Source organism: Sediminitomix flava, from assembly GCF_003149185.1.
Classification (GTDB): domain Bacteria; phylum Bacteroidota; class Bacteroidia; order Cytophagales; family Flammeovirgaceae; genus Sediminitomix; species Sediminitomix flava.
In genome coordinates this window covers 156,035-170,951 of the sequence record NZ_QGDO01000008.1, presented here as the reverse complement: position 1 = coordinate 170,951, position 14,917 = coordinate 156,035, and the positions used below count along the sequence as shown (strand labels likewise).

Genomic DNA, 14,917 nt, shown 5'->3' with positions numbered 1-14,917 from the left:
AGGTTGTTATATTCTTTTGGCATAGTGTTGGTGACTAGCAGTAATTGAAATACTATTTTATTAGTTTTTGTGATTCAGTGTCAAACCTCATTTAATTCATGAAGAAATTATTAATTACTATCGCCGCACTTATTGGTTTTACTTGCTCTGCATTTGCAGTGAATAAACTATATAAATCGAAATCGAAAAAGTATAATGCCTTGAAGGAAGAAGTAAGTTATAAGTCAGATTGGTTTACTTCAATTAGTGTTTCATCTATTCGATTGCAAGAGCAAAAGAACATGACAGAAGCATTTGCATGGCTTGAAAAAACAGTTAAATCTTTGGAGACTTCCAAGAAGCTAGATCAATAAGATGCTCATTTCATTCATTGGAGAAATGATTCTGCAAAGTGTTATGAAAAAGAACTGACGATAGAAGTCTCCAAAAGTTATTGTTACGGTGAGTATATTCTAATTTAAGTTTGCTATAAATTCTTCAAGATTATCCTTTCTATTTAAGCCCAATTTTTTTCGGAGTCTATACCTTGTTGTATGAACACTTTCAGTAGAGATTCCTAATAGTTTAGACATCTCTTTACTATCAAAAGAGAGTTTAATCAATGCACATATTTTCTGATCTCCTTGAGTAAGGTTTGGGAAATTCTCATTAAGAGTTTTATAGAAATCTCCATTTACTTCTACAAAACGAGCTTCAAATTCTTTCCAATTATTTGATCGATTAATATCAATACTTTTTGCTAGTTTCTGAAGCTTGCTGCTATTTGTATCTTTTCCATGTTCTTTCAGCTTACTTTTTAATTCAACAAGCATTTCATCTCGTTCAATAATTTGTAAAGTAGAAGCAGTCAGCTCTTTATTCTTAATTTCTAAGATTTCTTTAGCTTTTTCTTGTTCAAGTTTACGGCGCTCAAGCATTAACTTCTTTTCCGTTTTTATCTTGTTTCTGAAATGACGGTAGACAAAAAGAATGATACCAAGCAGAAGAACAATAGCACTATAGGAAATCAGTGTTTTTAAATACCAGATTTTATCTTCTTGCTCTAACTCTTTTAATTTCTGTTCTTGAATAACCTTTCGTTGGGCGTCTTTTTCTTGCCTAAAAGAATCTTTTATCTCAATAAATTGCCTGTTTTTTGCACTTCTAGTTCCGTACTGAATTTCACTTAATGCCTTTGCTTCTTTGAGACTCGCATAAGCTTCTTGATAGTTTTTCTTTTCTAATAAAAGCTCTGAAAGCTTTTCATAAAGCTCAGGAAGGACATCTTGGTGACTTTTGTATTTGAGTCCGTTATCAATAGCACTTCTGTAAAATTTCTCTGCATTTTCAAGGTCTCTATTATCTAAATAGATGTCTGCAAGTGCAGAATGATAAATCACTAAATAGCTCTTTTGGTCACTGCTAAAATATTTATCTAAAGGCAAAAGAATGTCTAAGGCTTTAGTGGATTGGTTTTCTACAAAGAAATTATAGCCCAATTCAGCTTCAATAAATGCAGAACTTGTTTGAACATCCCCCAAATCTTTAAAACGAATGAGTCTACAGCTATCCAAATACACTCTTGCTTGTTCAGTATTTTCAAGTTTTCGATTATAGATGGCTAGCGCATAATAATTATTTAGGAGTGTCTGTCGATCAATTTCTCCCTCAGCAAATAGGTTTTTATTTATCTCTAAAGATTTATCAAAATATTTTTTAGCCTCTTCGCTTCTTTCGTACAGGTGGTACAGCCAAGCAAGCCCAAAATAGGTTGATGCTTCCAATTTTAAACTTTTTACTTGGTCTAGAAATAAGAGTGCTTCCCAATAGCCATCGTAAGCAGCTCCAAAATCAGCATTATGAGTATACTGATCAGACAGACTTATTAAGCTCTGAATAGCTGTAAGGGTATCTCTTGTTTCGATACTTTTTGTGTATCCATTTTTGAGAATATTTAGTGCGCTGTCGGGGTATTGAAATCTTAAATTAGTAGCAACAGTTATAAAATCTTCCGAACTATTTTCTGGAAATGTAGAAAAATCTTGTGCAGAAAGACTGAACGAGCTAAAAATTAAATGTAAAAAAAGAACATAATGATGTCTAGTTCTGTGTTCAAAAAAAGTCAACATAAATAATTTTATAGTTCTAATTATCAATTGGTTATAAAGTTAGTCTATTAGCTTGTCTAGTTTTTTTTAATAAATAAATGTATAATGTACAGTTTTGATCTAGTGCAATAATGCAAAAAATATTCTGAATGTTACCATATTCGTTTCAGGATTTAGCGAATGTCTACACCCATAACTAACACGATATCGACCATTGAAGTTTGAGGAAGATAGAAGAAGATGTCCGATGATCGATAGGATATTTACAACACATTTAAAAACTTTTTTATGAAGCAGTACTTAACACTTTTTAAGCACTCGCTGATGATCGGAGCATTGGTACTACTAACCAATCTTGCTAATGCTCAGACCATCGTAGTGAAAGGTCAAGTAGTTGACCCATACAATTCGAGTCTTCCTGGAGTGAATATCCTTGTAAAAGGAGATGGCTCTGGTACAATTACAGACTTAGATGGTAACTATAAGATTGAGGTATCCCCCTCAGCTACACTTGTCTTCTCTTTTATGGGACATGTGACTCAAGAGATTCTTGTTCAAGGTAGAACGACAATTAACGTTGAACTTGAAGAGGATGTAAAAGCGCTTGAGGAAGTACTTGTAATCGGATATGGAACACAGAGGAAAAAAGAAATCACAGGGGCGGTTCAGTCTGTAAAAGCTGAAACCATTCTGAAAACTCCTACTTCAGATCTTGGAGAATCACTTCAAGGTCAGATAGCAGGAGTAAACGTTCAAGCCAGTAGTGGTAGGCCTGGTGCAGCCACCAATGTTCAAATCAGAGGTATTCTTTCTGCTACAAATGCAGGTGGGCCACTTTATATTGTCGATGGAATTCCATTTCAGAGCAATCCAAATATTGCGCCTGAGCAAATTGAAAGTATTGAAGTTCTGAAAGATGGGGCTGCTGCTTCTATTTACGGAACTAGAGCTGCTGGTGGTGTAATCTTGATTTCTACAAAAAGAGGTAAAACAGGTAATCTTAATGTTGAGCTTACTTCCTATGCTGGAGTTCAAAATATTACTTCAGGAACACCTCTGATGAATACAAAAGAGCAGATGTATGTGGAAAATCAAATGCTTTCAGCAATTGGTCAAGAACCGCTGATCTTTGTGTTCAATCCAGATGCATTAGATTTTAATTCTGATTTTGTAGGAGATATTCAAAATAACAATGCTGCAATTCAAAGTTATAATCTATCGGTTTCTGGTGGGCAAGAGAATCTAACCTTCCATACTTCGGTAAACTATTTCGATCAGGAAGGTATTCTAGTGAATTCAGGATTCAACCGTTTATCAACACGTATAAATGGTGAATATAAAAGAGATCGTTTTAGAGCTTTTGCTTCTATTGGTCTGACCAATGAAAATACCGAACAAGAGCCTTGGGGTATTTATGAATACGCTATCGTGCAAGCACCATGGCAAAGAGGATTATCAAATCTAGACCCTGTTGGAGATAATGGTGTATATATTCCTACAAGAAATGCGATCCAATATGGTTGGTTAGCTAGACAGTTATTGAACGAAGACAATAGAGAATCTCAAGCAAGTAACATTGCACTTAATCTTGAATATGAGATTTTAAAAGGCTTGAAAGTTCAAACAAACTTAGGTCGAAATACTTGGTCATATAGCCGTAAATTTTTCCAACCACAATTCTTAGTGTATGGACGTTCTGGCTTAGAACCTGCCGCTTCAAATGTGGATGCAAGCTTAATGGAAGAATTCATTTTTTCAAAGAGAGATACTTGGGAAAGCATTCTAAACTACAACAAGAAATTTGGGAAGCATAGTTTAGGAGTGACAGGGGTTTACTCTATGGAAAAGTATAACTACAGAGATATAAATCTTGGAGTAGTTGGTTTGCTTAGCAACGATACAGATGTAGTTGGAGCTGGAGTAACAGGAATTAAGCCAACTGGTAAAGAGACGGTACAGACCTTAACAGGTAAGATGCTAAGAGCACAATACAACTACGATGAAAGATACCTTCTTTCAGCAAGTGTGAGAAGAGATGGTTCTTCTAATTTTTCAGAAGACAACAGATACGGTACTTTCTTTGGAGCGTCTGCAGGTTGGAATGTCAGTGAAGAGCAATTCTTCAAGAATAGTGATGCACTAGACTTTATTTCAAATCTAAAACTAAGAGCTAGTTATGGTGAAGTTGGTAATCAGTCTATTGCGCCATACATGTTTTCTCCAACAATTGAAAATGGTATAGATTATCCATTTGGTCCTGAAGGAAACGAGAACCTTGAGATTGGAGCTATTCAACGTCAGTATGCAAACAATGATATCAGATGGGAAACTACAGTTTCAAGAAATCTTGGTCTTGATATGTCTTTATTTGATGATCGATTACAGCTCTCAGCAGACGTATATGAAAATGATAAGAAAGATATGCTTCTTAATCAGAGACTCTCACCATCTACGGGTACATGGCCAACTAGAGCTGCATGGTTGTATAACAATGTAGTTGTGAATGCAGGTAATATGGTGAATAAAGGACTTGAACTTTCTTTGATGTATAAACACATTAGTGAGAATGGTTTGAAGTGGAATGTAAATGGTACGTTCACTCGTAACCGAAATATGGTGACGAACTTGAATGGAATAGAAGGTTTTGCACTTAGTGGAGGACGTCCTGTAGTAACTAGGGGAGATAGAACAGATTATACAACTTATCTGATAGAAGGTTATGAGGCTGGAGCTTTCTTCTTAGTAGAAAATCAAGGTGTAATCAAGACAGAAGAGCAGCTTACAGCTTACAGAGAAATTGATGCTAATGCTCAACTTGGTGATATGATGTACAAAGACCAAAATGGGGATAATGTTATTGATGATCTTGATAGAGTTTATAAAGGTTCAGGGCAATCAGATTTCGATATTGGTCTTTCTTTCAATCTAATGTATAAAGGTTTTGACTTCTTTGTACAGAGTTACTACTCTCAAGGAGCAATGATCTACAATGGTTCGAAGCTTTATGCTTATGGTGTAGGTCGTCACAAAGATCAGTATTATATGTGGACACCTCAAAATCCAGATTCTGACATTCCTGTTGTGAGACAATCTCAAGAGCATGCAAATACAAGAGCACGTTCAGATTTCTTCTTGGAAGATGGGACTTACCTAAGAATCCGAAATCTAACACTTGGTTATGACTTTGCACACAGTATTTTCAAAGGCAAAGTCAATAAAATGCGACTGTATCTGACCGCACAAAATCCATTTACTTTCACAGAATACGAAGGTTACGATCCTGAAGTTGGGGGTGATGGACTTTACACAAGAGGTGTAGATGCTGGTAATTATCCTACAACTCGTCGATTCTTGATGGGATTACAGTTTAAGTTTTAGTCGTTATTAATCCAATGAAGAAATGAAAAGCATAAAATTATATATGATACTACTCAGTTCGTTGGTTTTTATAACGAGCTGTAACGAAGACGATTTTTTATCACAGGTCAATCCGAATCAAATCACTAGTGATACTTTCTGGAAAAGCGAAACAGATTTTAGTAAAGGTTTGACTACCGCCTATGGAGCCTTACAATTTGCAGGGATAAGTGGCGCTGACCTTAGTCATGAAATTGTACAAAGTGATTTAGCAGGAACAGAATATTGGTATTCGGGTCAGTATGAGTTTACTCAATTAGGTTTTACTGATGCGACACGCCATGTTCAAAACAAATGGAATGAATTATATGTAGGGGTTTTCAGAGCGAACCAAGTTATTGAAAACCTAGAAACTACAGAAGCTACTTTAGACGATAGTTTCGCTTTAGAAGTAGAAGCTCAAGCGCGTTTTTTAAGAGCGTTCTTTTATTTCCAACTTGTTCATTCTTATGGTGGAGCAGTTGTACATACTGCAGTTGCAAAAAGTCCTGAAGACTTCAATAAACCATTTGCAACAAAAGAAGAAGTTACTCAGTCTGTGATCATTCCAGATTTGGAATTTGCAAAACAACATCTTCCTCAAGTTTGGGATTCAGAAAACGATTTAGGTAGAGCAACTTGGGGAGCAGCTACTTCTCTTTTAGGAAAGGTTTATCTATTCGGAGAAGAATGGACAATGGCTGCGACGCAGTTTAAAGAGGTTATCGATAGTCAAGTTTATAGTTTGGTACCAAATACCTTAGATAATTTTACTGACGAAAACGAGTTTAATTCGGAGTCAATTTTTGAGGTAGCATATTCTGATGTACTTAAGCCTGGTGCTAAGGGACCTACAATTGATGATAACGAAAACGAAACGAGTGGTGAGGCTTCAGCTTTGGCAATGCAAACGGGGCAGTTGAGTTTTGGGGCATACAATACTGTAATTTCTTCTTATTATCTTCATGAATTAATGGTTTATGACGAAATGGATACGGATAACCCTATTAATTCTGGATACACGCACTCACAACGTTTTTATAGCTCTATTGCTCCAATTGATTCAGATGGATTGTATTACAACCTACCTACAGGTTCAAAAGGTGGATGGGCTTACGGACAGTCAGCCTATGTGAAAAAACATTCGAACTGGTATCATTGGGATACTGAAAGTCCATTGGAAAGATCAGGAATCAACTTTAGACATATCAGACTTGCAGATGTCTACTTGATGTATGCTGAAGCAGTTTTGGAAGCTAATTCAGATGTTGCCACAGCGATTCAGTACATTGATATGGTAAGAGCAAGAGCTGGTGTAATTACACTCCAATCATATATGGATAACAACGGAGGTACTTTCCCTGTACTTCATAAAAGTGTACAAGTACATGGTTCACATCAAATGGTTTCTCCATCTGAAGAGACTGTAATGACGCACTTAAGAATGGTAGAACGTCCAATTGAGCTTTGTTTTGAAGGACACCGTTGGAAAGATTTGGTAAGATGGGGAATTGTGAAAGAAACTTTTGATTCACATAAGGCGGATGAAGATTGGAGATCAGCCAATTTGAATACAGATGGGAGTGGTATAGCACCTTTGTTTATCAATGAAAGAATTCGTCCTGACTATGCTGTTTCAGCAGGGGCGTATAATAGCGAGGCGCATGACTATTTTCCAATACCTACCAGTGAGCGTCAGATCAATACTAATTTGGGCAAATAATAAACTTTTTGAACGATGAAAAAAAATCTAAAACATATAGGTTTGTTACTGATTTCTTTCAGCTTATTTGCTTGTTCAAATGAGTGGGAAGCTCCAGCAGACCAACCAAGCCATCACTTAGTTTTTAGTTCAGAAATGGACTATGAAAACAAAGTACAAGTAGGTGGAGAAATTACTTTTGGAGATATCTCAACTGGTATCAAGTCAAGAACTTGGACTTTACCTGAGGCAGGAGTATCTATTGTCGAAGGAGAAAATGGAACATCTTCATCAGCAGAAATTGTAAAGCTACGTTTCGATCAATCAGGAGAGTTTGAAATTGGATTGAGTCAAACATTTGAAGGCAATGCCTATGTTGGAGATGCCCAAGTAGGTTCATCTTATGATACAACTTTCAATGTTACAGTACTAGATTCAATTCGTTTGGGAATCACAGCTCAATATGTGAATCCTGATGGAAGTCTGGGTGAGTTTTTGAATATTTCAGAAGGAGCCTTAAATGAGGTGATTGCAAGTAGAACAGTTCGTTATTATTATACTGCTTTAGGAGAGCCGGCAAACTTGAATTATAAGTTTGGAGGTGGAAATCCTGCTGAAGTATCATATGATACTCAACAAATACTAGCTGGGGAATCTCTTGAGACTGATGTGAAATATACAAGAATGGGAGATCACTCTGTAACTTTTATAGGTAATAGAGAGCGTCCTTCAGGTATTGATACTTTACTTCTTGAAAACTTAATCAGAGTAGTGGCTTCTACAGAGCCAGTCACACTAGATGATGTACAGGAGATAGATGATAAAGTAGCGCTTGTATTCAGCAGAGAAATTGATGCTGCCTCTATTTCAGATGCTAATTTCTCCGTAAAAATTGTGAACGGTGATCTTGAAATTAATCCAACAATTTCAGCTGTTGGTCTTAAGCCAAATGAAGGAAATGTTGTTTTAATTTCTTTAGGAGATGAAAAGCTTTATTCTTCAGATGTTGTAACAGTCACTTATACTCCGGGAAGCATGAAAACCACAGATGGTGTATTAGCAACAGCTTTTGAAGAAAATATCAGAAGAGATTTAGTAAATATAGTTGATGCAACTGCAGCAGGCTTTGAAAATGCAGCCGATGGTTGGGTATTTGGTGGCTGGTGGGGCAACCCAGGAAGCTTTGAAGCCTCTCAAGAAGTGGTTAGAAGTGGAAATTATAGTTTGCATGTAAATAGTTTTACAGGTCCAGCTGGAGAAGAAGGTCATACTTGTTTTGTGTATGATATGGCTACTCCTGTTCAAGCTAATGTAAATTATCAAGTAACTTTCTGGTTGAATGTGGTTTCATCTACTCCGCATGGCACATTAGGATTCTCTGATTTCAGAATGCTAGTACTAAATGATTGGGGTAATGCAGTAATTGTTTCACCAGATAATACCGATCAATTCACACCAAATACTTGGGTGAAAGTAACAGCAAATTACAAGTCTGCTCAAGAAGATGCCTTCAGACTTTGGTTTAGATCTATCGGTGATACCGAACTATATATTGATGATCTTGAAATCGTTGAGTTTGAATTAAGACCAACAGAATAAAAAGATCTTATGAATTTGGGGGTGCAAATCCTTGTACCCCTAATTCTTGAAAACGAAAAATTTAAATACCCCCGTTTATAGCAAGCTAAATTTTCGCTTGAATATATACAGATGAGGATTTTTGTCTTAGAATCCAGTACAAGACTAATAAACGTACTCTGATGAAAAAATTAATATACCTAGTCATACTAACATTGGCTGTTAGCTGTCATGCTAATAAGCCCATTGAAAGTCGAGTTACAGATTTCAATTTCGGTTGGAAATTTGATTTGACACAACAAAACGATGATACAAACAAACGCACTAAAGTAGATTTTATTGATGAAGCATGGGAAGATGTACAATTACCTCATGATTGGGTGATTAAGGGTTCTTATGAGTTAAAGAACGAAGATACAGCCCCTGCTACAGGATATATTTATGGCGGTGGAATTGGCTGGTATCGCAAAAATTTTAGTTTATCTCTCGAAGAAAATCAAATAGCATATGTACTATTTGACGGTGTTTATAATAACTCAGAAGTATTTTTAAACGGCAAAAAACTTGGTGAACATGCTTATGGTTATTCTCCATTTTACTATGAACTTAACGCTGAGCTTAACCAGAATGGAGCAGAAAATGTACTTTCTGTAAAAGTTGATCATAGCCGTTATGCAGATAGCAGATGGTACACAGGTGCTGGTATTTATAGAAATGTAGAACTTATAGTAACCGATAAACTACATATTCCTGTTTGGGGGACTTTTGTAAATACGCCAAAAGTATCTGCAGAAGAAGCTGAGGTTAATCTTAATACTGAAATCGCAAATAAATACACACAAACACAAAGTTTCAAATTAGAAACACACATTATCAATCCACAAGGTATTGAAGTCGCCCAAACAACCACTGACACATCAGTTGAGGCTAATTCAAAAACGGAAATTAACCAAAAGATTACAGTAAAGAAACCTTCTTTATGGAGTATTGAAAAACCTTATTTATATACGGCTAAAACATTGATATATAAGGAAGATAAGGTTGTAGACGAATACGAAACTACATTCGGAATTCGAAGCATAAAATTTGATGCGAATACAGGTTTTTATTTGAATGGAGAAAATATGAAAATTAAAGGTGTTTGTTTACACCATGATGCAGGACTAGTCGGAACGGCTGTGCCAAAGGAAGTTTGGAGAAGAAGGCTAGCTTTATTGAAAGAGGGTGGATGTAATGCCATTCGAGTTTCTCACAACCCTGCTTCAGAAGAATTTCTTGATTTATGTGATGAAATGGGCTTTTTGGTACAGGATGAGTTTTTTGACGAATGGGATTATCCAAAAGATAAACGTTGGAATCAGAAGCAAAAGAAGCAAGAATATGTGACAGACGGCTACGCTTATATTTTCCAAGAGAATGCCGAAAAAGACCTAAAAAATACGATTTTAGCTCATCGAAATCATCCATCTATTTTCCAGTGGAGTATCGGAAATGAGATTGAGTGGACATATCCTTATATGTCTGCGGCAACTGGCTTTTTCAACAATATGAATTGGAGTGGTAATTACTTTTGGTCTCCACCTCCATATTCAAAAGAAAAAATTAGAAATCAACTGGAAACACTTCCAAAAGAAAAATACACGATCGGGGAAACGGCTAAAAAGTTAGTCAAGTGGACAAAAGAGCTGGATACCACTAGACCCGTAATTGCGAACTGTATTTTACCTTCGGCGAGCCATGAAACGGCTTACGGAGAGTCAATAGATATTGTGGGGTATAGCTACCGAAGAGTGCTCTATGATTACGGACATAAAAATTACCCAAATAAAGTAATCATGGGTACTGAAAATCTTGCGCAATACCATGAATGGAAAGCCATTATGGAAAGACCATTTATTGCGGGTACGTTTTTATGGACAGGTATTCATTATATGGGTGAAATCAGAGGGGCTTGGCCAAAAAAAGGTACAGGTTCGGGTATGATTGATTTTGCAGGATTTGCAGGGCCTTCTTACCATATGATGAAAACGCTTTGGAACGAGGAACCACATGCCCATTTTGCTACACAAAAAATAGAGAAATCTATCAATAAAATTGATCCTGAAACAGGTTTATTAGTGGCCAAAAAGCCAGATGCTTGGAAAAAAGCACTTTGGGAATGGCATGATGTAAACGAGCATTGGAATTATCAAGAACAAGAAATGATAAGCGTAGAAGTCTATTCAAATTGTAATGAGCTTGAACTCTTCTTAAATGATAAAAGCCTTGGACTTCGTAAGCTTTCAGAATTTGAAGATCACATTTATAAGTGGGCAGTGCCATTTACAAAAGGAGAATTAAAAGTAGTAGGCAAGAAAGGAGAAGAAGCTTATACCACATCGATTCATTCAGCAAATTCAGCCAAAAGTATTCAGTTAGCTATTGATAAAACAGCATTGAATGCTGATGGATATGATGTAGCCCATGTGGTGGCTCAAATAGTAGATGAAAATGGGCATCCTGTGAAACACGAGGAGCAGATCATCCATTTTAATGTTCCAGAAGGACTTCGTTTGCTTGGGGTAGATAATGGCGCAATTGATAATGTTCAAGATCATTATGCAAAATCCATCGAAACCTCAAATGGCAGGGCTTTGCTCATTGTGCAGGCAACAAGAGGAGAAGGGAAAGTCCAAGTAGGCGTAACGGCAGAAGGACTAAAAGGGGATGAGGTGGTCTTGGAAGTCAATACAGATAATTCCCAAGCTCAAGTTTTAGAAAGTCGAATCAACTAATCATATACGAACAATCATGAAAGCAGCAAAATATATCAAACAAGGCACATTTGAAGTGACCGAAGGTGAGTTAATCAAACCAGAAAAAGGAGAAGTGAGATTAGATGTTGCATACTGTGGCGTTTGCGGAACAGATGTTCATATTTATCATGGTGTGATGGATGCTAGAGTTAGCCCACCTCAAACTGTAGGACACGAAGCGTCTGCAGTGGTAGCAGAAGTTGGAGAAGGTGTAGAGAATGTTAAAGTGGGAGACAAAGTAGCTGTTCGCCCATTGAAATTTGGTGAGCCTCATCCATTTGACAAAGGATTTTCTCACGTAGGAAAGAATTTGAAATTTATCGGTATTGATAGTGCTGGTGCATTCCAAAATTCTTGGACAGTTCCTGCCTATACACTACACAAATTGCCTGAAACTTTGTCGCTAAAGCATGGTGCTTTCATTGAGCCTTTGGCGGTAGCTTGTCACGATGTGAAAGTAGGACGAGTGAAAGAAGGTGAAAATTGTTTGGTGATTGGTGGAGGCCCAATCGGAACACTGATCGGCTATGTATTGAGAGAAAAAGGAGCCAATGTGATTATTTCTGAAGTCAATGAAAATAGACTAGAAATGTTGAACAACCTTGGTTTTACGACTATCAACCCAATCAAAGAAAATTTGGTAGAACTAGTTTCTGAACTTACACAAGAAGCAATGATCGATTGTGTATTTGAAGTGTCGGGTTCTGGTCCGGGTGTAGATGCCATGACAGAAGTGGTCAATGTAAGAGGTCGAATCGTGATGGTAGCTATTCATGGTGGTGAGAAAAAGCCTGTAGATTTATTCAAATTCTTCTGGTCAGAAATTGAGCTATTAGGTGCTAGACTTTATGAAGAAGATGATTATGAAGAAGCAATTCGCATTGCTGAAACAGGAGCACTTCCGTTTGAACAGTTGATCACAAAAGTAGACACGCTAGACAATATTCAGTCTGTGTTTGAAACCATCGATAACAATCCTGCAGGGATGAAATACCTTATCGACTGTCAGAAAAACTAAGCCATCATCAAACTAAAAAATATAAAACAATGAGTACAATTATAGATCAATTTCGCTTAGACGGAAAAGTAGCTTTAGTAACAGGATGTAAAAGAGGTATCGGTAAAGCTATGGCAGTGGCTTTGGCTGAAGCTGGTGCAGACATTATCGGTGTTTCAGCTTCTTTAGAGCTTTCTGGAAGTGAAGTAGAAAAAGAAGTTTTTGCTAGAGGAAGAAAGTTTAAGGCTTATCAGTGCGATTTTTCAGATAGAAATGCGCTTTATACGTTCATCGAAAATGTAAAAGGAGAAAATCCAGTCATCGATATTTTGGTGAACAATGCAGGAACAATTCTTCGTACGCCTGCGGCAGAACATCCAGATGAAATGTGGGATAAAGTAATTGAGGTAAACCAAAATGCACAATTTATCCTAACACGTGAGCTAGGTAAAGAAATGGTAGCAAGAGGTTATGGAAAAGTAATTTTCACAGCTTCATTACTTACTTTCCAAGGCGGAATTACTGTACCGGGTTATGCAGCTAGTAAAGGCGCAATTGGTCAAATGACCATGGCTTTTGCTAACGAATGGGCATCTAAAGGTGTCAATGTAAATGCAATTGCTCCGGGTTATATCAGTACTGATAATACAGAGGCATTGAGAAATGATCCTGTAAGAGCTGAATCAATTTTAAGTAGAATACCAGCAGGACGTTGGGGAGAACCTGAAGATTTTGCAGGCCCAACAGTATTCTTGGCTTCGCCTGCTGCAAATTATATGAACGGTTCCATCATGCTTGTAGATGGCGGATGGATGGGGCGCTAAAATCTTTTTCACCTTAAAAATTAATGATTATGTCAGAGATTAAAGACTACAAATTATTTATCAATGGAGAATGGGTTGAGGCGACATCAGGCGAACAAGCTGATATTTTAAGCCCATCCGACGAGTCTGTAGTAGGTAGAGTAGCAATGGGTGTTGAGGCCGATGCTGAAAACGCTTTGAAGGCTGCTGAAGCTGCTCAAAAAGAGTGGAAAAAAGTACCACCTCGTAAGCGTGCTGAACTGATGCGCAAATTTGCTGCAGAAATCAGAGCGAATAAAGATTATTTATCAAAGTTGTTAGTAAGAGAACAAGGTAAAATTATTTCTCTTGCAGAAATAGAAGTAGAAGTAACTGCAACTTTTATTGAATATGCTTGCGACTGGGCAAGACATATTGAAGGTGATATTATGCCTTCAGACAATCCGGATGAGCACATTTGGATTCATAAAATTCCTAGAGGAGTAATCGTAGCGATTACAGCTTGGAATTTCCCATTGGCTTTGGCGGGTAGAAAAATTGGCCCAGCTTTAGTAGCGGGTAACAGTATCGTAGTAAAACCTACACAAGAAACACCACTAGCAACACTAGAGCTAGGTTTCTTGGCCGAGAAAGTTGGTCTTCCAAAAGGTTTATTAAATATCGTGACGGGTTCTGGAAGAGTATTAGGAAATGCACTTGTAGAAAACCCAATCACTAAAATGGTGACCATGACAGGTAGTACACCTGCAGGTCAGCAAATCTTCAGAACTGCGGCAAATAATTTGACGCATGTTCAACTTGAGTTAGGTGGAAAAGCACCATGTATCGTATTTGAAGATGCAGATATCGATCAAGCCGTAGAAGGAGCATTCCACTCAAGATTCGATAACTGTGGACAGGTTTGTACTTGTAACGAACGTATGTATGTCCACGAAAGCATTTATGATACATTCATGGAGAAATTCATGAATAAAGTAAAAGCATTGAAAGTTGGTAACCCAATGGATATCGATACAGATATGGGGCCAAAAGTAAATGCTTCAGAGCTTAAGCACATGAAAGAGCTTGTGGCAAAAAGTATGGAAGAAGGAGCTGTACTAGCCTACGGAGGGAAATCGCCAGAAGGTGCTGAATTTGAAAAAGGACATTGGTTCGAGCCAACCGTTCTGACAAATGTAAGTCAAGAAATGACGATTGTGCATGAAGAGTCATTTGGTCCTATTCTTCCAGTAATCAAATTCTCTGATTTCGATCAGGTTGTTGAATACGCCAACGATTGTGAATATGGCTTGGCTGCAATGGTCTTCACGAAAGACATGCAAAAAATATTGAGATGTAATGATGAATTGGAATTCGGTGAAATCTATGTGAATAGAGGGCACGGAGAGCAACATCAAGGCTTCCACAATGGCTACAAGCTAAGTGGTAGCGGTGGAGAAGATGGTAAGTATGGCTTCGAGCAATACTTAGAGAAAAAGACTTTCTATGTGAAGTATTAGTGGATAATCGATGAAGCCCGAGTTTTTCGTGTGCTCGGGCCTTCATTTTCTCCACTTTAA

General features: G+C 37.3%; 9 protein-coding genes. 8 read left to right on the top strand and 1 reads right to left on the bottom strand.

What is annotated here, in order from left to right; genetic code table 11:
• Positions 1 to 98 precede the first annotated feature (98 nt).
• Positions 99 to 353 carry a hypothetical protein gene (locus tag BC781_RS22360; RefSeq protein WP_109622165.1) on the top strand — a complete coding sequence of 85 codons (255 nt, stop codon included), beginning with the start codon at positions 99 to 101 and terminating at the stop codon, positions 351 to 353.
• A gap of 99 nt (positions 354 to 452) precedes the next feature.
• Here the strand turns inward: BC781_RS22360 and BC781_RS22355 are convergent, their stop codons facing one another.
• Positions 453 to 2,108 carry a tetratricopeptide repeat protein gene (locus BC781_RS22355; RefSeq protein ID WP_109622163.1) on the bottom strand — a complete coding sequence of 552 codons (1,656 nt, stop codon included), beginning with the start codon at positions 2,106 to 2,108 and terminating at the stop codon, positions 453 to 455.
• A 267-nt stretch (positions 2,109 to 2,375) separates the two neighbouring features.
• Here BC781_RS22355 and BC781_RS22350 point away from each other — a divergent pair, with 267 nt between their 5' ends.
• The 7 genes from BC781_RS22350 (at position 2,376) to aldA (ending at position 14,857) form a co-directional block, all read left to right on the top strand.
• Positions 2,376 to 5,465, top strand: coding sequence for a SusC/RagA family TonB-linked outer membrane protein (locus tag BC781_RS22350; protein ID WP_109622161.1), 3,090 nt, complete (start codon positions 2,376 to 2,378; stop codon positions 5,463 to 5,465).
• A gap of 43 nt (positions 5,466 to 5,508) precedes the next feature.
• A complete protein-coding gene (locus BC781_RS22345) occupies positions 5,509 to 7,206 on the top strand; it encodes a RagB/SusD family nutrient uptake outer membrane protein (RefSeq protein ID WP_211323944.1) in 1,698 nt (565 codons plus the stop codon).
• 15 nt (positions 7,207 to 7,221) lie between these two features.
• Positions 7,222 to 8,784: a hypothetical protein gene (locus tag BC781_RS22340; protein ID WP_109622157.1), complete on the top strand. Its 1,563-nt coding sequence runs from the start codon at positions 7,222 to 7,224 to the stop codon at positions 8,782 to 8,784.
• 161 nt (positions 8,785 to 8,945) lie between these two features.
• Positions 8,946 to 11,537: a glycoside hydrolase family 2 TIM barrel-domain containing protein gene (locus BC781_RS22335; RefSeq protein ID WP_109622155.1), complete on the top strand. Its 2,592-nt coding sequence runs from the start codon at positions 8,946 to 8,948 to the stop codon at positions 11,535 to 11,537.
• A gap of 16 nt (positions 11,538 to 11,553) precedes the next feature.
• Entirely contained in the window at positions 11,554 to 12,576 is a 1,023-nt protein-coding gene (locus BC781_RS22330) for a zinc-dependent alcohol dehydrogenase (protein WP_109622153.1), read from the top strand.
• Positions 12,577 to 12,605: 29 nt separating this feature from the next.
• The gene (locus tag BC781_RS22325) at positions 12,606 to 13,379 is read left to right on the top strand and encodes an SDR family NAD(P)-dependent oxidoreductase (RefSeq protein ID WP_109622151.1); all 774 of its coding nucleotides are present in this window, start codon (positions 12,606 to 12,608) and stop codon (positions 13,377 to 13,379) included.
• Between the two features lie 29 nt (positions 13,380 to 13,408).
• Positions 13,409 to 14,857 (top strand): aldehyde dehydrogenase, encoded by a 1,449-nt coding sequence (aldA, locus tag BC781_RS22320; RefSeq protein ID WP_109622149.1) that lies wholly within the window; start codon positions 13,409 to 13,411, stop codon positions 14,855 to 14,857.
• Positions 14,858 to 14,917 lie beyond the last annotated feature (60 nt).